2 protein-coding genes are annotated in these 25,777 nt (G+C 74.4%); both read right to left on the bottom strand.

Features of this window, described 5'->3' with window-relative positions; all coding sequences use genetic code 11:
• Window positions 1-11 precede the first annotated feature (11 nt).
• On the bottom strand, window positions 12-15,008 hold the full coding sequence (locus AB0B33_RS19950; RefSeq protein WP_360773680.1) for a type I polyketide synthase: 14,997 nt from the start codon (window positions 15,006-15,008) through the stop codon (window positions 12-14).
• Between the two features lie 2 nt (window positions 15,009-15,010).
• Window positions 15,011-25,756 (bottom strand): SDR family NAD(P)-dependent oxidoreductase, encoded by a 10,746-nt coding sequence (locus AB0B33_RS19945; RefSeq protein WP_360773677.1) that lies wholly within the window; start codon window positions 25,754-25,756, stop codon window positions 15,011-15,013.
• Window positions 25,757-25,777 lie beyond the last annotated feature (21 nt).

Below are 25,777 nucleotides of genomic sequence, written 5' to 3'. Positions count from 1 at the left end.
TTTCGTTCTGGTCAGGGAAGATCGAGGGCCAGGGAGACGAGGTCGTCCACGTCCATGGCGTCGATCGAGGCTTCGGCGGGTTCGGCGGTTCGGGTGAGACCGGCGGCCGGGTCGGCGAGCCGCAGCACCGCGTCGAGCAGTCCGGCTTCCCGCAGCCGGTCCACCGGGATCGCCGCGAGCACGGCGGCCAGGTCGGGCTCGGCCGGTTCGACGTGCAGCTCGGCTTCCAGGTGCGTCGCGAGCGCGGTCGCGTCCGGGTAGCTGAACACCAGCGTCGGGGGAAGCCGCAGGCCGGTTTCGGCGCCGATCCGGTTGCGCAGCTCGACCGCGGTGAGCGAGTCGAAGCCGAGGTCGCGGAACGCCTGCCGGGGCGGGACGGCGTCCGGGTCGGCGTGCCCGAGCACGGCCGCCACGTGGGCGCGGACGAACCCGACGAGCACGTCGAGCCGCCCGGCTTCGGGCACCGCGGCCAGGCGTTCCCGCAGCTGCGCGGGTGCGGCCGTGCGGGCCGGGGCCCGCACGAGACCCTTGAGCAGCGCGGGCACTTCGCCGCGCACCGTGAGGTCGAGCCGCATCGGGACGAGCGTCGCGCCGCCGTCCGCGCGAGCCGCGTCGAACAGCGCCAGTCCGTCCTTAGTGGACAGTGCGGTGACGCCGCCCCGGCGTTCGCCGTCGCCCATGCCGTCCGCCCACAGGCCCCACGCGAGGGACTGCGCGGGCAGGCCCGCCGCGCGGCGGTGGGCGGCGAGCGCGTCGAGGAACGCGTTCGCGGCCGCGTAGTTGGCCTGCCCCGGCGTGCCGAGGGTGCCCGCGGCCGAGGAGAACAGGACGAACTCCGTGACGTCGCCGGCCAGCTCGTGCAGGTGCCAGGCGGCGTCGGCCTTGGCCTGCAGCACGGTCTCGACCTGCTTCGGCGTGAGGGTCTCGACGACACCGTCCGCGAGCACCCCGGCGGCGTGCACCACCGCCGTGACGGGGTGTTCCGCGAGCAGCGCGGCCACCGCGTCCCGGTCGGCGAGGTCGCACGCGGCGAGCGTGACGTCCGCGCCGAGTTCGCGCAGCTCGGCGGCCAGTTCGGGGGCCCCCGGCGCGGCCTCGCCGCGTCGGCTGACCAGCACGAGGTGTTCGGCCCCGCGGGTGGCCAGGTGGCGCGAGACGGCCGCGCCGAGCGCTCCCGTCCCGCCGGTGACCAGAACGGTTCCGCCGGTCGCCGGGACTTCGCCGTCGCCGGCGCGGACGCGGGCCAGCCGGGGCACCAGGAGACCGCCGTCGCGGACCGCCGCCTGCGGTTCCCCGGTCGGCACCGGCACGGCGCCCGGGTCGTCCAGGTCGAGCAGCGCGAACCGGTCCGGGTGCTCGGCCTGCGCGGAGCGCAGCAAGCCCCACACCGCGGCCGCGGCGAGGTCCGGCACGTCTTCGCCAGGCCGGGTGGCGACGGCCCCGCGGGTCACGATGACCAGCCGCGCCCCGTCCCCGGCCACCCACTCCCGCACGGTGTCCAGCACGCTCGTGACGGTCTCCCGCACCACGTCCGGCACCGCGCCTTCGAGCCGTGGCACCGGCAGGAACACCACCTCCGGTCGTGAGCGGGAACCAGGGTTGGAACCCTGTTTCCCACTCACGACCTCGGCACCGGACCGCTCCAGGGCACTGACCAGGTCGGGATCGTCTCCGCGCACCTCGCACGTCGTGAACGGCGGCTCGGTGACCGCCGCCGGGACCCAGTCGACGCGGAACAGCGCGTCGCGCACGCCGAGGCCCTCGGCCGAGAACGGCCGCAGGGCCAGCACGTCGACGCCCCCCACCGGAGCACCCGTCCCGTCGGCCAAGGCGAGTGCGAACCCCTCCGGCACCGGGGTGAGCCGGACCCGCAGGCTCGTCGCCCCGGTCGCCGTGAGGTGCACGCCGGTCCAGGCGAACGGCAGCTTCGCGGTGCCGTCGCCTCGCAGCGCCGCCGTGTGGAGGGCCGCGTCGAACAGCGCCGGGTGCAGCAGGAATCCCGCCGGGACGTCGGGCAGGCCGACCTCCGCGAACAGCTCCTCGCCCCGCGTCCACGCGGCCCGCAGGCCCTGGAACGCCGGCCCGTAGCCGAACCCGGCCTCGGCGAACCGCGGGTAGACGTCGTCGACCGCGACCGGTTCGGCACCGGCGGGCGGCCACTCGGTCAAGGCCACCGCGGGCCTGGCGCCCTCGCTGACCGTGCCCTCGGCGTGCCGGGTCCACGGCTCGGCCGCGTCCCGGCGGGCGTGGACCCGCACCGGCCGCGCGCCGGCTTCGGGAGCACCGACCGTGACCTGCACCTGAACGCCCTGCTCCGGCACCACGAGCGGCGCTTCCAGGGTCAGCTCCGTGACGACGTCACAGCCGGCTTCTGCCGCGGTCCGCAGCACGAGCTCCAGCAGCGCGGTGCCCGGCAGCAGCGTGGTGCCGCCGACGGTGTGGTCGGCCAGCCACGGGTGCGTCCGCGGCGAGAGCCGGGCCGTGCCGAGGACACCGTCTTCGTCCGCCAGCGGCACGACCGCCGCGAGCAGCGGGTGGCCGGTCGCGGCCAGGCCCGCCGAGGTGACGTCGCCGGTCGGCGCGGCGGCCAGCCAGAACCGCTCGCGCTGGAAGGCGTAGGAGGGCAGGTCGACGTGCCCGCCGCCGGGGCCGAAGCCGGCGGCCCAGTCGACCGCGCCACCCCGGACGTACCGCCGGGCCAGCGCGGTGAGCAGCGTTTCCACCTCCGGCCGGCCGGCACGCAGCGTCGGGACGGCCTCGCCGTCGCCGACCATCGCGCTCAGCACGCCATCGGGGCCGAGTTCCAGGAAGTCCGTGGCACCGGTGGCGCGCAGGCCGTCGTGGAACCGGACCGGCTCGCGGACCTGACGGACCCAGTGCGCCGCCGTGGCCGGGTCGCCGTCCTCCACTGTGGACACGATCGGGATGACGGCGTCGGCGAAGGTCAGGCCCTCGACGACCTCTCGGAACTCTTCGAGCATCGGCTCCATGAGTCCACTGTGGAAGGCGTGACTGGTGTTGAGCCGCTTGGTCTTGGCGAACGTCGCCGCGTACTCGGTGACCGCGTCTTCCTCACCGGAGAGCACCACCGAGTCCGGTCCGTTGACCGCGGCCAGGGAGACGCCGTCCGGCAACCGGATGTCCACTTCGGACGCTTGGACGGCGATCATCACGCCGCCCTCGGGGAGTTCCTGCATCAATCGACCGCGCGCGGCCACGAGCGTGCCCGCGTCTTCGAGGCTCAGCACCCCGGCGACGTGCGCGGCCGCGATCTCCCCGACCGAGTGGCCCAGGACGACGTCGGGCCGGACGCCCCACGCTTCCAGGAGCCGGAACAGCGCGACCTCCAGCGCGAAGATCGCCTGTTGCGCGAACTCGGTGCGATCGAGTTCGGGGGTGTCGAGAACGGTCTTCAGCCGCGGGTCGAGGTGCGCGCAAACCGCGTCGAACGCTTCCGCGAAGACCGGGAACGCCTCGTACAGCTCACGTCCCATGCCCGGCCGCTGCGAGCCCTGGCCGGTGAAGAGGAACGCGGTCCGGCCGTCCGGCACGACGGCGCCGGTGACGACGCCGGGTTCGCCACGGCCGAGCGCGGCCAGCCCGGCCTCGACGTCGCCGACGACGACGGCGCGGTGGGCGTGCTGCGCCCGCGTGGTGACCAGCGCGTGCGCCACGGCCGGGAGCGGGTGGCCGGCCAGGTGCGCGCGCAGCCGGCTCGCCTGCGCGCGCAGGGCGGCCGGTGACTTGGCGGTGAGCACGACGGGCGGGCACGGGTGCGCCGGGACGGCCGTTTCGGCAGGTGCCGGACCGGCTTCGAGGATGACGTGGGCGTTGGTGCCACTGATCCCGAACGACGACACCGCGGCCCGCCGGACCCCTTCCGGCAGGCTGACCGGTTCGGTGAGGAGCCGGACGGCACCGGTGGTCCAGTCGACGTGCGGGGTCGGCTCGTCGACGTGCAGGGTCTTGGGGAGTACGCCGTGGCGCAGCGCCTGCACCATCTTGATCACGCCCGCGACCCCCGCGGCCGCTTGGGTGTGGCCGAGGTTGGACTTGATCGACCCGAGCCACAGCGGGGTTTCCCGGCCCTGCCCGTAGGTGGCGAGCACCGCTTGAGCCTCGATGGGGTCGCCGAGGCGGGTGCCGGTGCCGTGCGCTTCGACGACGTCCACATCGGACGGTTCGAGCCCCGCGGTCGCCAGCGCCGCCCGGATCACCCGCTGCTGCGAGGGTCCGTTCGGCGCGGTCAAACCATTGGACGCGCCATCGGAGTTGACCGCGGACCCGCGCACGACGGCGAGTACGTGGTGGCCGTTGCGCCGGGCGTCGGACAGCCGTTCCAGCACGAGGACCCCGACGCCTTCCGACCAGCCGGTGCCGTCGGCGGCGGCCGCGAAGGGCTTGCAGCGACCGTCCGGTGCCAGGCCGCGCTGACGGCTGAACTCGACGAACGTCGCCGGCGTCGCCATCACCGTGACCCCGCCGGCGAGCGCGAGCGAGCACTCCCCCTGCCGCAGCGCCTGGGCGGCGAGGTGCAGGGTGACCAGGGACGACGAGCACGCCGTGTCGACGGTGACGGCCGGGCCTTCGAGCCCGAACGAGTACGCGACGCGTCCGGAAAGGACACTGCCGGAGTTGCCGATGCCGACGAACCCTTCGACGCCCTCGGGCACGGTGGTCAGGCGGGCGCCGTAGTCGTGGTACATCTGACCGGCGAAGACACCGGTCCGGCTGCCGCGCAGCGAACCCGGGTCGATTCCGGCGCTCTCGAAGGCTTCCCACGACGTCTCGAGCAGCAGCCGTTGCTGCGGGTCCATGGCGAGGGCTTCGCGGGGGCTGATCCCGAAGAACGCCGCGTCGAATTCCGCCGCGTCGTAGAGGAATCCGCCCTCGCGGGTGTAGGTCGTGCCGGTGCGCTCGGGGTCGGGGTCGTACTCGAGTTCCCAGCCGCGGTCGGCCGGGAACTCGCCGATCCCGTCACGGCCTTCCGCGACCAGGCGCCAGAGGTCGTCGGGGCTGGTGACGCCGCCCGGGTAGCGGCAGCTCATGCCGACGATGGCGATGGGCTCGTCGACGGCCGCGATCACCGGCGCTTCCGAGTCCGCGCGTTCCCCGGTCAGCTCGGCTTCGAGGTGCTCGGCGAGCGCGGCGGGGGTGGCGTAGTCGAACACGACGGTCGCGGCGAGCCGCAGCCCGGTGACGGCGTCGAGCCGATTGCGCAGCTCGACGGCGGTCAGCGAGTCGAACCCCAGCTCGGAGAACGCCTGCCCAGCATCGACCGCGGCGGCCGACGCATGCCCGAGCACGGCGGCTGCCTCCGCCCGGACGACCTCGAGGAGGTTCTCGGTGCGAGGTGCCGAGGCGGCCCGCCGGATCGGCACCCGGACGAGCCCGCGCAGGATCGGCGGGAGGTGCTCGCCCCGGGCCCGCAGGCCGGCGTGGTCGAGCAGCACCGGCCAGAGCACGGGTTCGGCGTGCGAGAGGGCGGCGTCGAACATCGCCAGCCCGGTTTCGGTATCGATCGAGCGCATACCACTGCGCTCGATCCGGCGGCGCTCAGCTGCGGCGACTTGGGCCGCGGTATCGCCACTGCGCTCGATCCGGCGGCCCTCGGCCTCGGTATCGACCGGACGCACACCACTGCGCTCGACCCGACGCCGCTCGGCCGCAGCAACCCGGGCAGCGGTACCACCACCACCCTCGATCCGGCCGCCCCCGGCCGCCACGACCCGAGCAGCGGTACCACCACCACCCTCGGCCCGGCCGCCCTCGGCCGCCACGACCCGGGCCGCGGTATCGCCACCACCCTCGGCCGCGGTATCAACCGCACGCAGACCACCACCGTCAAAACGGCGGGCCTCGGCCTCGGCATCAACCGCACCCACGCCGCCGCCCTCGATGCGGCGCCGCTCGGTCGCTGCGAGCTCGGCGGCCATGCCGCCGTCCAGCCATGGGCCCCAGGCCAGCGATCGGCCCGGGAGACCGTGGGCCGCGCGGTGGGTGGCGAGTGCGTCGAGGTAGGCGTTCGCTGCCGCGTACCCCGCTTGCCCCGCGCTGCCGAAGCCGCCCGCGACCGAGGAGAAGAGCACCAGGTTCGCGTCCGGGGCCAGCTCGTGCAGGTGCCGGGCCGCATCGGCCTTCGGGGCGAGCACCGCGGCGAGGCGGGCCGGGTCCTGGGTGGCGAGGAGGCCGTCGTCGAGGACGCCGGCCGCGTGCACCACCGCGGTCGGGGGCAGCGTCTTGACCAGGTCCGCCACGGCCGCCCGGTCGGCGACGTCGCACGCGACCACGGTGACCTTCGCACCGGCGGCTTCCAGCTCGGCGACGAGGTCCTCGGCCCCGGGCGCGTCGAGGCCGCGGCGGGAGGTGAGCACCAGGCGCCCGGTCCCCTGCTCCGCGAGCCGGCGCGCGATGGCCGCGCCGAGGGCACCCGTGCCGCCGGTGATCAGGACCGTTCCCCGCGGGCCGGCGATCCGCACGGGGTCGCCGGCCGCTTCGGCGCGGGCCAGTCGCGGCACGAGGACGCGGCCGTTCCGGACCGCGGCTTCCGGCTCGCCGGGCAACGCGGGCAGCTCGTCGTCCGGGCCGAGGTCGGCCAGCACGAACCGGCCCGGGTGCTCCAGCTGCGCGGTCCGCAGCAGGCCGCGAGCCGCGGCGGCAGCCAGGTCGGTGATGTCCTCCCCCGGCCGCGTCGCCACGGCACCCCGGGTCACGACGACCAGGCGGGCCGTGGCGGAGCGCTCGTCGGCGAGCCAGTTCCGCACCAGCTCGAGAGCGTTCGCCACCGCCTCGGCCAGGTCACACGACTCCCACTCGACGGCGACCACCGGCACCGGCTCGGTGACGTCGGCCGGGACCCAGTCCAGGCGGTACAGGGGATGCGTGACCTGCGCAGCCGCCACCGGGCGCAAGGCCAGCGAGCGCACGCTCGCCACCGCGCGGCCGGTCTCATCGGCGAGGGTCAGTGTCACCGCGTCCGGGCCCGCGGGCTGGATGCGGACGCGTAGGGCAGCCGCACCGGCCGCCGTCAGGGACACGCCCGTCCACGAGAACGGCAGGTGCGGGCCGTCGACGAAGCCGCCGAGGCCGAGTCCGTGCAGAGCCGCGTCGAGCAGGGCCGGGTGGAGGCCGTAGTCCTCCGGCGCGTACTCCGACGGCAGCGCGACCTCGGCGTACACCGTCTCGCCGTCCCGCCAAGCCGCCCGCAGGCCCTGGAACGCAGGTCCGTAACCGAAACCCTGTTCCGCGGCGCGGTCGTAGAGGTCGTCCAGCGGCACCGCGACCGCGGGCGGCCATTCGGTGAGGTCTTCCCCTTCGACGGCTTCCGCGCTCACCTTGCCGGTGGCGTGCAGCGTCCAAACGTCCTCATCGGACTGTCGTGAGTGGATGGTCACCGTGCGATCGGATCCCACCGCCACGCGAAGAGCGACCTCGCCGCGCAGGACGAGCGGCGCGCCCAATGTCAGTTCGTCGACGACCGGCCAGCCCAGTTCCGCGCCCGCGCGCAACGCCAGTTCCGCGAACGCCGAACCCGGCAGCAACGGCGTGCCGAGCACCTCGTGCTCGGCCAGCCACGGCACCGTCCGGGCCGAAAGCGAACCCGTGAACACCGTCCCCGCGTCGGGCAGCTCGACGGCCGCGCCCAGCAGCGGGTGCCCGGGCGCGGACTGGCCGAGCGCCGTCACGTCCCCCGCGGCCGGACCGGCGTCGAGCCAGTACCGGCTGCGCTCGAAGGCGTAACCGGGCAAATCGACGGGAGTCGATTCGGCGAACACGGCCGACCACCGCGGCGTAACCCCGCTGACGTACAGCCGGGCCAACGCGGACATCGCCGACGCGACTTCGGCGCGACCGGCCCGCAGCACCGGAACGGCACCGTCGACCATCGCGCTCAGCACCGCGTCCGGCCCGATCTCGACGAACGTCCGCGCGTCCGTGGCCGCGACCGCATCAGCGAACCGGACACACTCCCGGACCTGACGCACCCAGTAGCCCGAGCCGTCGCCTTCCACAGTGGACACCCAGGGGATGACCGGTTCGGCCATGGCGAGCCCGTCGATGGCCGCCGCGAACTCGGCCAGCATCGGCTCCATCAGTGCCGAATGGAAAGCGTGACTCGTGTTGAGCCGCTTGGTCTTCGCGAACGTCGACGCGTACTCGGTCACGGCAGCTTCCTCGCCCGACAGCACCACCGAGTCCGGCCCGTTCACCGCAGCCAGGGAAACACCCCCCGGCAACTTGATGTCCGCTTCGGACGCCTGCACCGCGATCATCACGCCACCCTCGGGCAGCGCCTGCATCAACCGCCCCCGCGCCGCGACCAGCGTGGCCGCGTCTTCGAGACTCAGCACCCCGGCGACGTGTGCCGCCGCGATCTCGCCCACCGAATGCCCCACGACGACGTCGGGCCGGACACCCCACGATTCCACCAAGCGAAAGAGAGCCACTTCGAGAGCGAAGATGCCTTGCTGCGCGAGATCGGTATCCGCTGCCCCGGAGAGTTCCTTGACCCGCGGGTCGAGATAGGCGCAGGCAGCGTCGAAAGCAGCCGCGTAGACCGGGAAGGTCTCGTACAACTCCCGGCCCATCCCGGCCCGCTGCGAACCCTGCCCGGTGAACAGGAACGCGACCTTGCCGCTCTCGGCCTGTCCAACGTGGGCACCCGACCCCGCCGCCACGGCCTCGAGCCCGCGCAGCAGTTCGGCCCGGTCCGCACCGACGACCGCAGCCCGGTGGTCCAGCGCCGCGCGTCCGGTGGCCAACGTGCGAGCCACCGCCTCGACCGGCTGCTCCGGCGCCGCAATCAGCCGTCGTGCCTGCTCACGAAGAGCAGCCGGCGACTTGGCCGAGAGCACCCACGGCACGACCGGCAGCCCGGCCGACGCGACCACGGCATCAGGAGCCTCTTCCAGCACCACGTGCGCGTTGGTCCCACTGATCCCGAAGGACGACACGCCGGCCCGCCGAGGCCGGCCGGAAGCCGGCCACTCGACGGACTCCGTGAGCAGCCGAACCGCACCGTCGGTCCACTCGACGTGCGGGGTCGGCTCGTCGACGTGCAGTGTCTTCGGCAAGACCCCGTGCCGCAGGGCCTGCACCATCTTGATCACACCCGCGACCCCCGCCGCGGCCTGCGTGTGGCCGATGTTCGACTTGATCGACCCGAGCCACAGCGGCTCCGCGCGATCCTGCCCGTAGGTGGCGAGCACAGCCTGGGCCTCGATGGGATCCCCGAGTCGAGTACCGGTGCCGTGCGCCTCGACGACGTCCACATCGGACGGTGTCAAACCCGCAGTCGCCAACGCAGCGCGGATCACCCGCTGCTGCGACGGCCCGTTCGGCGCCGTCAAGCCGTTCGACGCACCGTCGGAGTTGACCGCCGAACCGCGGACCACCGCGAGCACGCGGTGCCCGTTGCGCCGGGCGTCGGACAGGCGTTCCAGAACGAGGACGCCGGAGCCTTCACCCCACCCGGTGCCGTCGGCCGCGGCGGCGAACGACTTGCACCGCCCGTCGGTCGAGAGTCCGCGCTGGCGCGAGAACTCGACGAACGTCGCCGGGGTCGCCATCACCGTGACACCCCCGGCCAGCGCGAGCGAACACTCGCCCGACCGCAGCGCCTGCGAAGCCAGGTGCAACGCGACCAGCGACGACGAACACGCCGTGTCCACCGTGACCGCCGGGCCTTCCAGTCCGAACGAGTACGCAATCCGTCCGGAAAGGACACTGCCGGAGTTCCCGATCCCGAGGAAACCTTCGACGTCCGCCGGTGCGGTCGTCAGCCGGGCGCCGTAGTCGTGGTACATCAAGCCGGCGAAGACGCCGGTCCGGCTGCCCCGCAGCGAATCCGGCGCGATGCCCGCGTGTTCGAACGCCTGCCACGACGTCTCCAGCAGCAACCGCTGCTGCGGGTCCATCGCCAGCGCCTCGCGCGGCGAGATCCCGAAGAACGCCGCGTCGAACTCGGCGGCGTCGTAGAGGAACCCGCCTTCACGGGTGTAGGTCGTGCCCGAACGCTCCGGGTCGGTGCTGTGTTCTACGTTCCAGCCGCGGTCTTCCGGGAAGAACCCGATGCCGTCGCGGCCTTCCGCGACCAGCCGCCACAGGTCGTCCGGCGAGGCGACGCCGCCGGGGTACCGGCAGCTCATGCCCACGATCGCGATCGGCTCGTCGGCCGGGACGACCGTCGCCGCAACTTCCGAAACCGAGGTGCCCAGCAGCTCCGCGCCGAGGTACGCGGCCAGCGCGTCCGCGCCGGGGTGGTCGAAGACGAGCGTCGACGACAGCCGGAGCCCGGTCGCCTCGGCGAGCCGGTTGCGCAGCTCGACCGCGGTCAGCGAGTCGAAGCCGAGGTCGCTGAACGCACGCGTGGCGTCGACGCGGGCACCCGGCTCGTGCCCGAGCACGGCCGCCGCTTCCGTCCGCACCAGGTCCAGCAGCAACGTCTCGCGCTCGGCCGCGGGTGCGGCGGCCAGCCGGTCGCCGAACGACGAAACCGGGCGGACGCGCCGGGCCGGGGTGCGCACGAGACCGCGCAACAACGCCGGCACCGGACCGCCGCGCAAGGCCGCGAGGTCCAGTCGCACGGGCAGGGTGACCGCCTGATCCGCGGACAACGCTGCGTCGAACAGCGCGAGACCGTCCTCGATGGACAGTCCGGCGCGGCCGTCGGCCATGCCGGTTTCCCAAGCACCCCAGGCCATCGAGCTGCACCGGAGACCGGCGGCGCGGCGGTGGTCCGCCAGCGCGTCCAGGTAGGCGTTGGCGGCAGCGTAGTTCGCCTGGCCGGCCGCGCCGAAGACGCCCGCGACCGACGAGAACAGGACGAGGTGCGCGTCGGGAACGAGTTCGTGCAGCAGCCAGGCCGCGTCCACCTTCGGCCGCAGCACGGCCTCGAGCCGCTCCGGTGTCAGCGAAGTGAGGACGCCGTCGTCGAGCACTCCGGCGGCGTGCACCACCGCCGAGAGCCCGGGCAGCGAGCCGGCCAGCGCCGAAACGGCGTCCCGGTCGGTGAAGTCACAGGCCACGACCTCGGCACCCAGCTCGGTGAGGGCCGCCGCCCCGGGGGCGGCCGGACCGCGGCGACCCGCGACGACGACGCGTCCGACGCCCCGGTCGAGGAGGTGCCGGGCGAGCGCGGTGCCGAGCGCGCCGGTGCCGCCGGTGACGAGAACCGTTTCCCACGAAGGGAAATCGGCCGCCGGCACGGCGGCGCGGGTCAGGCGGGGCACGAACACCCGGCCCTCGCGGACCGCGAACTGCGGCTCGCCGGCCGGGAACCGGGTCAGCCCCTCGACGTCGTCGGTGTCCACCAGCACGAACCGCTCGGGGTGCTCGGCCTGCGCGGCCCGGACCAGACCGCCCACGGCCGCACCCACGAGGTCGCCCCCGCCCCGCGTCACGACGACCAGGCGCTCGTCCGGCGCGGGATCCGCGGCGAGCCAGTCCTGCAGCTCGGCGAGCACCCGCGCGGTCTCAGCGTGCACCGCGGCGGGATCCGTACCGGCGTCGACGGTCAGGAACGCCGGCCGGATGTCTTCGGCCGTGCCGCCCGGCGGCAACTGCGGCCAGTCGAGGGCGAACAGCGACTGCCGCGGCACCGCCACGGGCCGCACGGTCAGCGCCTCGACCGCGACGACCGGCTCCCCGGCTTCGTCGCTGGCCACCAGCGTGATCGTCTCGGGACCGGTGGCCGACAGCCGGACACGCAGGGTCGAGCGGCCGCGCGCGGGCACCGTCACACCGGTCCAGCTGAACGGCACCCGGCCCGCACCGGTGTCCGGGAGGACGCCGAGCGCCATCGCGTGCAGCGCACTGTCGAGCAACGCCGGGTGCAGCGCGAACTTCCCCGCGTTGTCCAGGGGCAGGTGCACTTCGGCGAAGACGTCGGTTCCCCGCCGCCAGGCCGCGCGCAGGCCCTGGAACGCCGGGCCGTAGCCGAAGCCGCGGTCGCCGAACCGGGTGTAGAGGTCGTCGACGTCGACGGGTTCGGCACCCGCGGGCGGCCACTCGACCGCGCTGGTCGCGAGCCGGTTTCCGCTGGTCAGCGTGCCGGTGGCGTGCCGGGTCCAGGGCTCGTCGAACGCCGAACCGGCCGGGCGCGAGTAGATCCGCAGGGTGCGCGTGGCGCCGGGGGCGCCGACGGCGATCTGGACCTCGACGCCGCTGTCCGGGAGGGTGAGCGGCGCTTCGAGGGTGAGTTCGCCGATGCCGTCGCAGCCGGCCTGCTCGGCGGCGCGCAGGGCGAGCTCCACGAACGCCGTGCCCGGCACCAGCGTCGAGCCGAGCACCACGTGGTCGGCGAGCCAGGGGTGCGACCGCGGCGAAAGCAGGCCGGTGCACAGGAAGCCGTCGCCGTCGGCCAGCGCCAGCGCGGCCCCGAGCAGCGGGTGGTCGGGGTGGGTGAGCCCGGCGGCGGTGACGTCGCCGGGCGCGACGGGCGAGGCCAGCCAGAACCGCTCGTGCTCGAACGGGTAGTGCGGCAGCGGAAGGCGTCGTGCGCCACCGAAGAACGACGGCCAGTCGACGGCCGTGCCGTGGACGTGCAGGGTGCTCAGGCCGCGGATCAGCGTCGCGGCCTCGGGCCGGTCGGCGCGCAGCAGCGGGACGGCGCCGTCGGTGAGCGGGGCGAGGACCGCGGCCGGGCCCAGCTCGGCGAAGACGGTGACGCCCTGGGCGCGCAGCCGCTCGACGCCGTCGTGGAACCGGACCGGCTGCCGCACCTGGCGGACCCAGTAGTCCGCGTCCCAGGCCGCGTCCTCTTCCACAGTGGACACGAGCGGGATCGCCGGGGTGGCGTAGGAAAGTCCGGAGAGGACGGTGCGGAACTCGGCGAGCATCGGTTCCATCAGCGCGGAATGGAAGGCGTGACTGGTCTTGAGCCGCTTGGTCTTCGCGAACTTCGCGGCGACCGCTTCGACCGCTTCGGCGACCCCGGACAGCACCACCGAGTCCGGGCCGTTCACCGCGGCCAGTGAAACACCTTCGGGCAGCGGCAGGACTTCGGCTTCCGAGGCCTGCACGGCGAGCATCGCGCCGCCTTCGGGCAGGGCCTGCATCAGGCGGCCCCGCGCGGCGACGAGCGTGCAGGCGGCTTCGAGGGAGAGCACACCGGCGACGTGCGCGGCCGCGATCTCGCCCACCGAGTGCCCGAGGAGCAGGTCGGGCCGCACCCCCCACGACTCCAGCAGCCGGTAGAGCGCGACTTCGAGGGCGAAGATGGCCTGCTGGGCGAGTTCCGTCTCCGCCGACCCCGAAAGCTCTCGTACCCGCGGGTCGAGGTGTGCGCACACGGCGTCGAAGGCTGCCGCGTAGGCCGGGAACGCCCCGTACAGCTCGCGGCCCATCCCGGCCCGCTGCGAACCCTGGCCGGTGAACAGGAACGCCGTCTTGCCGCCGGGTTCGCCCTGGATGACGTCGAACTCGCGCAACGCCGCCCGAAGCGCGTCCTGCGAGCCGGCGACCACGACGGCCCGGTGGTCCAGCCCGCCCCGCGTGGCCAGCGCGGCCGCCAGCTCCGGCAGATCCGCGTCCACAGTGGATAATTGTTCGGCCTGCTCGCGCAAGGCGGACGCGGTCCGCGCGGACAGCAGCACCGGCGTGACCGGCAACGCGGTCAGCCCGGCCGGTTCGGCCGCCGGGGCCTGCTCGAGGATGACGTGGGCGTTCGTGCCGCTCATCCCGAACGACGACACGCCCGCCCGGCGCGGCCGCCCGGTCTCGGGCCACGGCACCGGCTCGGTGAGCAGCCGGACGTTCCCGGCCGTCCAGTCGACGTGCGGGGTCGGCTCGTCGACGTGCAGCGTCTTCGGCAGCACGCCGTGGCGCAGGGCCTGGATCATCTTGATCACGCCGCCGACACCGGCGGCGGACTGGGCGTGCCCGATGTTCGACTTCAGCGAGCCCAGCCACAGCGGGTGCGGCCGGTCGCGGCCGTAGGTGGCCAGCACGGCCTGCGCTTCGATCGGGTCGCCGAGCCGGGTGCCGGTGCCGTGTGCCTCGACCGCGTCCACATCGGACGGTGCGAGCCGGGCCCCGGCCAGCGCGTCGCGGATGACCCGTTGCTGCGACGGGCCGTTGGGGGCGGTGAGACCGCTGCTCGCGCCGTCCTGGTTGACCGCGGAACCGCGGACCACGGCGAGGACGTCGTGACCGTTGCGGCGGGCGTCGGACAGCCGTTCCAGCAGGAGCAGGCCGACGCCTTCGGCCCAGCCGGTGCCGTCCGCGGCGGCGGCGAAGGACTTGCACCGCCCGTCCGCGGCCAGCCCGCGCTGGCGGCTGAACTCGACGAACAACGTCGGCGAGGCCAGCACCATGACCCCGCCCGCGAGCGCGAGCGAACATTCGCCCGCGCGCAGGGCCTGGGCGGCGAGGTGCAGCGCGACCAGCGACGACGAGCACGCCGTGTCCACTGTGACCGCGGGGCCTTCGAGGCCGAACTGGTAGGCCAGCCTGCCGGAGATCACGCTGCCCGCGTTGCCGGTGAGCAGGTGGCCTTCGAGCCCCTCGGGGGCCACGGACCAGCCGCTGCCGTAGCCGGAGGAGGACGCGCCGACGAACACGCCGGTGCGGCCGCCGCGCAGGCCCGCCGGGTCGACGCCGGCGTCCTCGAACAGCGCCCACGCCGATTCGAGCAGGATCCGCTGCTGCGGGTCCATCGCGAGAGCGGCGCGCGGCGAGATGCCGAAGAAGTCCGCGTCGAACCCGGCGACGTCGTCGAGGAAACCGCCGGCGGCCGCGGTACTCGTGCCGCGACCGTCCGGATCGGACAGTGCGGCGAGGTCCCAGCCGCGGTCCGCCGGGAACGGTGTGACGGCGTCGCGGCCGTCCCGCACCAGGTCCCACAGGTCGTCGGGCGACGCCACGCCACCGGGGTACCGGCAGCTCATGCCGACGACGGCGATCGGCTCGGGTTCGCCGGACTCGACCTCCTGCAGGCGCGTGCGCGTCTGCTGCAGTTCGGCGGTCACCCGCCGGAGGTACTCGACCAGCCGGTCCTCGTTGGACACCGTCAGCTCCCCAGTGCGTTGTCGATGAAGTCGAAGAGGTCGTCCGCGGACGCCGTGGCGAGGCGGTCCGGGACGGTGGCGGCCCGCGCGGTGCCGGACCACTTGGCCAGCAGCGTCCGGAGCCTGCCGTGCACGGCCGCCCGCGCGGCGTCGTCCAGCTCGGCGGCCAGCAGGCGGGTTTCCAGGCTGTCCACTTCGGACAGCAGCCGGTCCGCGTCCGGCTCGGCGCCGGTGAGTTCGCCGCGCAGGTGCGCCGCGAGCTCGGCGGGTGAAGCGTGGTCGAAGACCAGGGTGGACGGCAGTCGCAGCCCGGTCGCGGTGGCGAGCCGGTTGCGGAGCTCGACCGCGGTCAGCGAGTCGAAGCCGACGTCCAGGAACCCGCGACCGGGGTCGACGCCGGTGCCGTCGGCGTGCCCGAGCACGGCGGCCATCGCCTCGCGGACCAGGTCGAGCACGATCCCGTCCTGCTCGGCCGGGGTCCGCCCGCCCAGCCGCCGCACCAGCCCGGCGGCGTCGGCCGCCTGGGTCGTGCGCGGCGCCCGCGCCCGGACGAGCCCGCGCAGCAGCGGCGGGACGTCGTCGCCGCGCAGGGCCGCCGGGTCGAGCCGCATGGGGACGAGCAGGCTCGCCGCGTCCGCGACCGCCGCGTCGAACAGGCCCAATCCGTCCTCCGTGGACAGTGGCAGCAGGCCGGAGCGGCTCATCCGGGCCCGGTCGGCCTCAGCGAGTTCTCCGGCCATGCCGGTTTCCCAAGCGCCCCAGGCGATCGAGGTGCCCGGCAGGCCGGCGGCCCGGCGGTGGGCCGCGAGCGCGTCGAGGTAGGCGTTGGCGGCCGCGTACGCGCCTTGGCCGGCGGTGCCCGCGAGACCGGACACCGAGGAGAACAGCACGAAGGCGGCGAGGTCGGCGTCGCGGGTCAGCTCGTGCAGGTGCCGCGCGCCGTCGGCTTTGGGGGCCAGGACGGCCGCGAGGTCGTCGTCGGTGAGCCGGTCGACGGTCGCGTCGGCCAGCACGCCGGCGGCGTGCACGACCGCGGTGAGCGGCAGCGTCTCGACCAGCTCGGCCACGGCGTCCCGATCGGCGACGTCGCACGCGGCGATCGTCACCTCGGGCAGCTCGGCGGCGAGTTCCCGCGCACCGGGCGCGGCCATCCCGCGCCGGCTGGCGAGCACGACGTGCCGGGCACCGCCGCGGACGAGGTGCCGGGCCAGCGCGGCCCCGAGCGCACCGGTGCCGCCGGTGATCAGGACGACGCCGTCCGGGTCGAGCGCGCGCGGGACGGTCAGGGCGAGCTTCCCGATGTGCTTGGCCTGGCTCAGGAAGCGCAGGGCGTCCGGCGTGCGCCGGATGTCCCACGCGCGCACCGGGAGCGGCCGCAGGTGGCCGGCGGCGAAGAGCTCCAGGACTTCGGTGAGCATCCGGCCGAGCCGCTCGGCCCCGGCTTCGGCGAGGTCGAAGGCGCGGTAGCCCGGTGCCTCGCGGACGTCGGTCTTGCCCATCTCGAGGAACCGGCCGCCGTCGGCGAGGAGCTTCCGGGAGGCGTCGATGAACTCGCCGGTCAGCGAGTTGAGGACGACGTCCATCCGGGGGAAGCGCTCGGCGAACTCGAGGGTGCGCGAGGAGGCCAGGTGGCTCGCCTCGACGTCGACGGCGGCGTGCTTGCCGGGACTGGCGGTGGCGTAGACCTCGGCGCCGAGGTACCGCGCGACCTGCACGGCGGCCATCCCGACCCCACCGGCGGCCGCGTGGATGAGGACGGACTCGCCGGGCTTGAGCTCGGCGAGCTCGACGAGGCCGTAGTAGGCGGTGAGGAAGGCGACGGGAGTGGTCGCGGCTTGGGCGAAGCTCCAGCCGGCGGGAAGGGGTTTGAGAAGGCGGTGGTCGGTGGTGGCGTGGGTGGCGAAGGTGCCGGGGAAGAGGCCGAAGACGCGCTCGCCGGGGTGGAGGGTGGTGACGCCGGGGCCGGTTTCGGTGACCACACCGGCGGCTTCCTGGCCGAGCGGGACGGGACCGCCGGGGTAGCGGCCGAGGACGTTGAGGAGGTCACGGAAGTTGACCCCGGCGGCCCGGACGGCGACGCGCACTTCACCGGGGGCGAGCGGCGCGGGGCGGGTGGAGTCACACACCTCCCCGGCGGCGAGCGGCGCGGGGCGGGTGGAGTCACGCACCTCCCCGGCGACGAGCGGTGCGGGGTGGGAGGCGTCGCGCACTTCGCCGGGGGCGAGCGGTGCGGGGTGGGTGGCATCCGCACCCTCCCCGGCGACGAGCGGCGCGGGGCGGGTGGAGTCACGCACCTCCCCGGCGACGAGCGGCGCGGAGCGGGTGGCATCCGCACCCTCGGCGGCGACGAGCGGCACGGGGCGGGTGGCATCCGCACCCTCCCCGGCGACGAGCGGCGCGGAGCGGGTCACGCCACGCACCTCCCCGGCGACGAGCGGCGCAAGGCGGGTCACGTCACGCACCTCCCCGGCGACGAGCGGCGCAAGGCGGGTCACGTCACGCACCTCCCCGGCGACGAGCGGCGCGGAGCGGGTGGCATCCGCACCCTCGGCGAGCGAACCCGCCGGGCTTGCGGCCTCGCGGTGCGAGGTGATGTCCGCGCCGGTGCCGAGCGAACCCGCGGGGCCCGTCACAGTGCCCGCCGCCGCGGGGAGCGGGACCGCTGTGATGCCGTCGACCGTGCCTGGGGCGGTCACCACCAGCTGCCAGTCGCCCGGGGGCAGGTCGAGGCTTGGCGCTGTGCCCCTGGCGATGCGCGGGACCAACAGCCGCCCAGCGCGGACCGCCAGCTCCGGCTCGCCGTCCGGCAGCAGCTCCGGGGACGGGGAGTCGTCGAGGTCCAGCAGGCGGAAGCGGCCCGGGTGCTCCGTCCGGGCGGCGCGGACCAGGCCCCACGCCGCCGCCGCGGGCAGGTCGGGCACCTCGTCGCCGTCCGCCGCCGCGACCGCTCCCCTGGTCACGAACACCAGCTCGCCATCGCGGTCGCCGGACAGCCACGCGCGGATCGCCGCCAGGACCGTCGCCGTCGTCGTGCGGACGTCCGCCGGTTCGACCGGGGAGAACACCGGCGACACCGCCGCCGTACCGGGCTCGGCCTCGCGCCACTCCAGGCGGAACAGCGCGTCGCTCACCTGCGGGAGCACCGGACGCAGCACCAGCGATGCCACCGTCAGCACCGGCCGGCCCTCACCATCCGCGACCGTCAGGGACACCGTGCCCGGCTCGATCGGCGTCAGCCGCACCCGCAGCGACGCCGCGCCCGAACTGTGGCGGGTCACTCCCGTCCACGTGAACGGGAGGCGGCCCTGGCCGTCGTCGGGGAGGAGGCCGCCCAGGCCCAGGCCGTGCAGGGCCGCGTCCAGCAACGCCGGGTGCACGCCGAAGCGGGCCGCCGCGTCGTGGTCGGCGGCCGGCAGGGCCACCTCCGCGAACACCGAACCTTCGTGGAGCCACGCGGATCGCAGTCCCTGGAACGTCGGGCCGTACGTGAAGCCCCGGTCTTCGAAGCCCTGGTACAGGTCCGTCACGTCCACTTCGGACGCTCCGGGCGGCGGCCACTCGCCGAGCTCCTCGGCCGCCGAAGCGCTGTCGGACAGGGTGCCGGTCGCGTGCCGCGTCCACGGCTCGGAGTCACGTCGCGAGTGGACGGTGACCGGACGGCGGCCGGTGTCGTCGGCCGAACCGATCGCCACCTGGACGCGTACCGGTTCCGTCAGCGCGAGCGGTGCCGCGATCGTCAGCTCCTCCAGAGTCCCGCAACCGGCTTCGGCACCCGCGCGGAGGGCGAGTTCGACGAACGCCGTGCCGGGCAGGATGACCGTGCCGTGCACCGCGTGGCCCGCCAGCCACGGCGACTTCCGCGTCGACAGGACGCCCGTGAGCACCTGGCCGCCGGATTCGGGCAGCTCCACCGCCGCGCTGAGCAGGGGGTGGCCGAGCGTGCCGGGCTGCCCCTCGGCGGCCGCGTCCAGCCAGAACCGCTCGTGCTGGAACGCGTACGTCGGCAGATCCGTGCGGATCGGACCGGCGCCCACCACCCGCGCCCAGCCGACGTCGAGGTGGGCGAGCGCGGTCAGGACGCCGCTCTCCTCCGGGCGGCCGGCGACGAGGGTCGGGATCGCCCCGTCGACCATCGGCGTCAGCACCGCGTCCGGGCCCAGCTCGACGAACCCGGTCACCCCCGAAGCCCGCAGCCGATCGACGGCCTCGGCGAACCGGACCGGCTCCCGCACCTGCCGCACCCAATACCCCGGCGTCACCACCAAATCGTCCACAGTGGACACGAACGGGATGACCGGTTCGGCGCACACCAGCCCGTCGATCGCCGCGGCGAACTCGGCCAGCATCGGCTCCATCAGTTCCGAGTGGAACGCGTGGCTCGTGGTGAGCCGCTTGGTCTTCGCGAACGTCGACGCGTACTCGGTCACCGCGGCTTCCACGCCGGACAGCACCACCGAGTCCGGGCCGTTCACCGCGGCAAGCGACACACCGGCAGGAAGCTCGATGTCCTCTTCGGACGCCTGGACCGCGATCATCACACCACCCGGTGGCAGCGCCTGCATCAACCGGCTTCGCGCCGAAACCAGCGCGCAAGCGTCTTCCAGCGACAGGATCCCGGCGACGTGCGCCGCCGCGATCTCACCCACCGAATGGCCGGCGACGAAGTCCGGCCGGACACCCCACGACTCCAGCAGCCGGAACAGTGCGACTTCCAGTGCGAAGATGCCCTGCTGGGCGAACTCGGTCTCGGCCGAGCCGAGGAAGCCGCGAAGCCGCGGGTCCAGGTGCGCGCACGCCGCGTCGAACGCCGCCGCGTAGACCGGGAAGGCCTCGTACAGCTCCTGGCCCATCCCGACGCGCTGCGAACCCTGACCGGAGAACAGGAAAGCGACCTTGCCGACGCCCCCGGGTCGGACCACTTCGGCGACGGGCCGTCCCTCGGCGAGCCCGGCCAGCCCGCGGCGGAAGCCCTCGACGTCCGCGGCGAGCACGACCGCCCGGCATTCGAGCGGCGCCCGGCCCGTGGCGAGCGTCCGCGCGGTCGCGACGAGATCCGGACCGGTTTCGAGGAACGACAGCAGCCGGGAAGCCTGCGCCCGCAGGCCTTCCTCGGTCCGCGCAGAAACCAGCCACGGCACCACGGCACCGGAGAACGTCTCGGCCGGGTCGGCGGTACGGGGCGCTTCCTCCAGCACGATGTGCGCGTTGGTCCCGCTGATCCCGAACGACGACACCCCAGCCCGCCGTACCCGGTCGGATGCGGGCCAAGCAACCGACTCCGTCAGCAGCCGAACCGAACCCGCCGACCAGTCCACTTGGGACGACGGCGAATCGACGTGCAACGTCCGGGGCAGCACACCGTGCCGCAACGACTCGACCACCTTGATCACCCCGGCGACCCCGGCCGCCGCCTGGGTGTGCCCGAGGTTCGACTTCACCGAACCGAGCCACAACGGCTCCGCCCGGTCCTGCCCGTAGGTGGCCAGCAGCGCTTGCGCCTCGATGGGATCTCCCAGGCGAGTCCCGGTTCCATGGGCCTCGACGACGTCCACATCGGACGGCGTCAGTCCCGCCGTGGCCAAGGCGGCCCGGATCACCCGCTGCTGCGACGGCCCGTTCGGCGCGGTCAGCCCGTTCGACGCGCCGTCGGAGTTCACCGCGGAACCGCGCAGCACGGCGAGCACCGGGTGGCCGAGCCGCTGGGCGTCGGAAAGCCTTTCCACCAGTAGGAGCCCGGCGCCCTCGCCCCAGGCGGTGCCGTCGGCGGCGGCCGCGAACGGCTTGCAGCGGCCGTCGGTGGCCAAGCCGCGCTGCCGCGAGAACTCGACGAACCCGATCGGCGTCGACATCACCGTCACACCGCCGGCCAGTGCCAGCGAACACTCACCCGAGCGCAGCGCCTGCGCCGCCAGGTGCAGTGCCACCAGCGACGACGAACACGCCGTGTCGACGGTGACCGCCGGTCCTTCCAAGCCCAGCGCGTACGCGACGCGGCCGGAAAAGACGCTCGCCGAGCTGCCGGTGCCGAGGTAGCCCTCGACCTGGTCGCGGGCGTTCATCAGCAGGGTGCCGTAGTCCTGGCCGTTGGTGCCGACGAACACGCCGACCCGGCTGCCGCGCAACGCCGACGGGTCGAGCCCGGCGCGTTCGAACGCCTCCCACGACGTCTCCAGCAGCAGCCGCTGCTGCGGGTCCATCGCGAGGGCCTCGCGCGGGCTGATCCCGAAGAACGCGGCGTCGAAACCGGTCACGTCGTCCACAAAGGACCCGTGCCGGACGTAGGACCGGCCCGGGGTTTCCGGGTCGGGGTCGTACACGGCATCGACGTCCCAGCCGCGGTCCGCCGGGAAGGGCGCGACCGTGTCCCGGCCTTCGGCCAGGAGGTCCCAGAGGTCTTCGGGCGAGCCGACGCCGCCGGGGAAGCGGCAGCTCATCGCGACGATCGCGATCGGCTCGTCGGCCGCACCGCGCTCGACGAGTTCGGTGGTAGCGGTCGCGCCGCCGAAGTGCGACGCGAGGTGGCCGACCAGCGCGGCCGGGCTCGGGTGGTCGAAAACGAGCGTGGCGGGCAGTTTCAGGCCGACCGCGGCGCCGAGCTTGTTGCGCAGCTCGACCGCGGTCAGCGAGTCGAACCCCAGGTCACGGAGGGCGCGGGCCGGGTCGATCCGGTCCGGCTCGGCGAACCCGAGCACGGCGGCGATCTGCGTGCGCACGATCTCGAGCAGCCGCCGGTCCCGCTCCCCCGGCGCCAGACCCGCGAGGCCGGGCTCGGCGGCGTCGGTCCCGGTGCGCGGGAGCAGGTCGGCGAGCAGCCGCCCGGGCTCCTGCGCGGCCGTCCAGTCGACGTCGGCGACGACGACGGCCGTGTCGTCGAGGTCGAGGACCCGCTGCAGGCCGTCGAGGGCCAGCTCCGGCGGCATCGGCGGGACCCCCCGCTGCCGCAGCCGCGTCTCCAGGCCGCCCTCGGCCATGCCGCCGCCCGCCCAGTGGCCCCAGCCGATCGACGTCGCCGGCAGCCCGAGGCCGCGGCGGTAGCGCGCGAACGCGTCGAGGAAAGCGTTTCCCGGAGCGTAGTTCCCCTGGCCCGCGCCGCCGTAGGTGCCGGCGAGGGACGAGAACAGCACGAACGCGTCGAGGTCGAGGTCGCGGGTCAGCTCGTGCAGGGCGAGCGCGGCCTCGGCCTTGACCCGCAGCACGCGCCCGACCTGGTCGAGGGTGAGCTCGTCGAGCACGGCGTCGTCGAGCACGGCGGCGGTGTGGACCACCGCGCGCAGCGGCGCGTCCGCGGGCAGGTCGCCGAGCAGCGCGCCGAGCGCGTCGCGGTCGGCGGCGTCGCACGCGGCGAGGGTGACCCGGGACCCGAGGCCGGTCAGCTCGGCTGCCAGCTCCGCGGCGCCTTCGGCGGCACGGCCACTGCGGCTGACGAGCAGCAGGTGCGGGGCCCCTTGGGCGGCCAGCCGCCGGGCGACGTGGGCGCCGAGCGCGCCCGTACCGCCGGTGATCAGCGTGGTGCCTTCGGGACGCCAGGTGCGCCGGACGCTCGTGGCGGCCGGCCGGGTGAGACGGCGGGCGAAGACGCCGTCGGGCCGGACGGCGAGTTCGTCCTCCGGGCCGGTCAGGGCGCCGAGGAACAGGTCGACGGTGGCGTCGCCGGTGTCGGCGGGCAGGTCGGCGAGGCCACCCCAGCGGCTCGGCTGCTCCTGGCGGACGACCTGGCCGAGGCCCCAGACGAGGGCCTGCTCCGGGTCGGTGACCGGGTCCGCGGCGCCGGTCGAGACCGCGCCGCGGGTGACCATCCACAGGGGAACGTCGGTGTGCACGAGGGCCAACGCGGCGGCGAGCCCGGCAGGAACGTCCGGGTGGTCCGGAGTCCGCCCGGCCGGGGCGACGGCGATGATGCCGGTGACACCGGTGACATCGCCGGGTTCGGCCGTGCGGATCACCTCGGCGCCGTGGCGGGTGAGGCCTTGAGCGATGCGGTCGGCGAGGTCGTCGTCCGGGCCGCACACGACCCAGGTACCCGCCACAGTGGACGGTTCGACGGGGACGAGCCGCCAGGTGACTTCGTAGCGCAGGTCGTCGACGGCCGGGCGACGGCTGGGCGCGGCCTCGGACCAGTAGCGGTCGCGCTGGAACGGGTAGGTGGGCAGGGTGACGCGGCGGGTGCCGGTGTCCGCGAACAGCCCGGCCCAGCCGACGTCGGCACCGCGGGCGAACGCCTCGCCCAGCGAGGTGAAGACCCGGGTCAGGCCGCCGTCGCCCCGGCGGAGGGTGCCGACCGCGGCGGCGGCCGCCCCGGCCTCGTCGATGGTCTCTTCGACGCCGACGGTGAGCACGGGGTGGGCGCTGCACTCGACGAAGACGGTCGCGCGCAGGCCGAGCAGGGTCGAGACGGCCTGGTCGAACCGGACCGGTTCACGCAGGTTGCGGTACCAGTAGGCCGCGTCCAGCTCCGCCGTGTGGAGCACCTCCCCGGTCACCGCGGACACGAACGGGATCCGCCCGGAGCGCGGCTTCACCTCGGCCAGCACGGAAGCCAGCTCGTCGGCCAGCAACTCGACCTGCGCCGAGTGAGAGGCATAGTCGACAGCGATCCGGCGCGCCCGGACGTCCACCGACGCCAGCAGCTCGTCCAAAGCGCCGGACTCACCGGACACCACCACGGACGACGGGCCGTTCACCGCGGCGACCGAAATCCTTCCGTCCCACGGCGCGATCAGCTCTCGCGCCCGCTCGACGGGCGCGCCCAGCGACACCATGCCGCCCAGTCCGGACAGCCGCAGGATGGCCTTGCTCCGCAAGGCAACCACTCGTGCACCATCCTCAAGGGACAGTCCACCCGCGACCACCGCGGCCGCGATCTCACCCTGCGAATGCCCCACCACAGCGGCGGGCTCGACACCGTACGAGCGCCACACCTCCGCCAGCGACACCATGACCGCCCACAGCACGGGCTGCACGACGTCGACCCGCTCCAGGTCGCCGTCGAGGGCCTCCAGCAGGTCCCAATCCACGAATGACGACAGCGCTGCAGCACATTCGGCCATCCGCGCCGCGAACACCGGCGAGGAACCGAGCAGCTCCCGGCCCATCCCGGTCCACTGCGAGCCCTGCCCGGGGAACACGAAGACGACGTCGCCCGGGTCGGCCGGCTCGCTGACACCGTCGACGACCGCGTCCAGCCCGGCGGCGTCGAGGACCACGGCCCGGTGTTCGCGCACCGACCGCGTGGTGGCCAGCGCACGGCCGACGTCGACCGGGTCACCGTCGTGGTTTCGCAGCGCACGCGCGAGATCGCGCAGCGCCGGACCGGTCTTGGCCGACAGCACCCACGGCACCACGGGCAGCGACGAGGACGGTTCGTCCGCCTCGGCCGGGACCGCTTCGATGAGCACGTGGGCGTTGGTCCCGCTGACCCCGAACGACGACACCCCGGCCCGCCGCGGCGCGCCGGTTTCCGGCCACGGCACGGCTTCGGTCAGCAGCCGGACCTGCCCGGCCGTCCAGTCCACGTGCGACGAGGGCGCGTCGACGTGCAGCGTGCGAGGCAGCACGCCGTGCCGCATCGCTTCGATCACCTTGATCACCCCGCCGACCCCGGCAGCGGCCTGCGTGTGCCCGATGTTGGACTTCAGCGAGCCCAGCCACAACGGCCGGTCGCGGTCCTGGCCGTACGTCGCCAGCAGCGCCTCGGCTTCGATCGGGTCGCCCAGGGAAGTCCCGGTGCCGTGCGCCTCGATGACGTCCACATCGGACGGTGCCAGCCGCGCGGAGGCCAGCGCGGCCCGGATCACCCGTTGCTGCGACGGGCCGTTCGGCGCGGTGAGGCCGTTGGACGCGCCGTCGGAGTTCACCGCCGAGCCGCGCAGCACGGCGAGCACGGGGTGGCCGTGGCGGCGGGCGTCGGAAAGCCTTTCCAGCACGAGCATCCCGGCACCCTCGCCCCAGGCGGTGCCGTCGGCGGCTTCGGCGAACGCCTTGCAGCGGCCGTCGGCCGCGAGCCCGTTCTGCTGGCTGAACTCGACGAACCCCTCGGGCGTCGTCATCACGGTGACCCCGCCGGCGAGAGCGAGCGTGCACTCACCCGCGCGCAGGGCCTGCGCCGCGAGGTGCAGGGCGACCAGCGACGACGAACACGCCGTGTCGACGGTGATCGCCGGGCCTTCGAGCCCGAAGGTGTAGGCGATCCGGCCGGAGAACACGCTGGCCGCACTGCCGGTGAGGAGGTACCCGGACAGGGCCTCGATCTGCTCCTCGGACGGGCCGGAGATCTGGGCCATGCCGCCGACGAACACGCCGGTGCGGCTGCCGCGCAGGCCGTCGACGGGCAGGCCGGCGCGCTCGAACGCCTCGTGCGCGACCTCGAGGAGCAGCCGCTGCTGCGGGTCCATGGCGACGGCTTCACGCGGTGAGATCCCGAAGAACTCGGGGTCGAAGTCCGCGGCCTCCGCGAGGAACCCGCCCTCGCGGACGTAGCTGTGCCCGGGCCGGGGGCCGCCGGGCCGGTAGAGCCGCGCGGTGTCCCAGCCGCGGTCGGCGGGGAAGCCGGAGATCGCGTCGGTCCCAGCGGCGACCAGGTCCCACAGCCGTTCGGGCGTGTCCGCCCCGCCGGGGTACCGGCAGGCGGTGCCGACGATCGCGATCGGCTCGCCGGCCTTCTCTTCGGCCTCACGCAGCCGCGCGCGGACGTCGTGCAGGTCCGCGGTGACGCGCTTGAGGAAGTAGCGGAGCTTGTCTTCACTCGACATGGGTGGTCCTCGGGGAACAGG

Source organism: Amycolatopsis sp. NPDC049159 (genome assembly GCF_040648295.1).
Lineage (GTDB): Bacteria > Actinomycetota > Actinomycetes > Mycobacteriales > Pseudonocardiaceae > Amycolatopsis > Amycolatopsis pretoriensis_A.
Note: the sequence above shows the minus strand (reverse complement) of the source record. Positions and strands in the feature narration are given on the sequence as shown.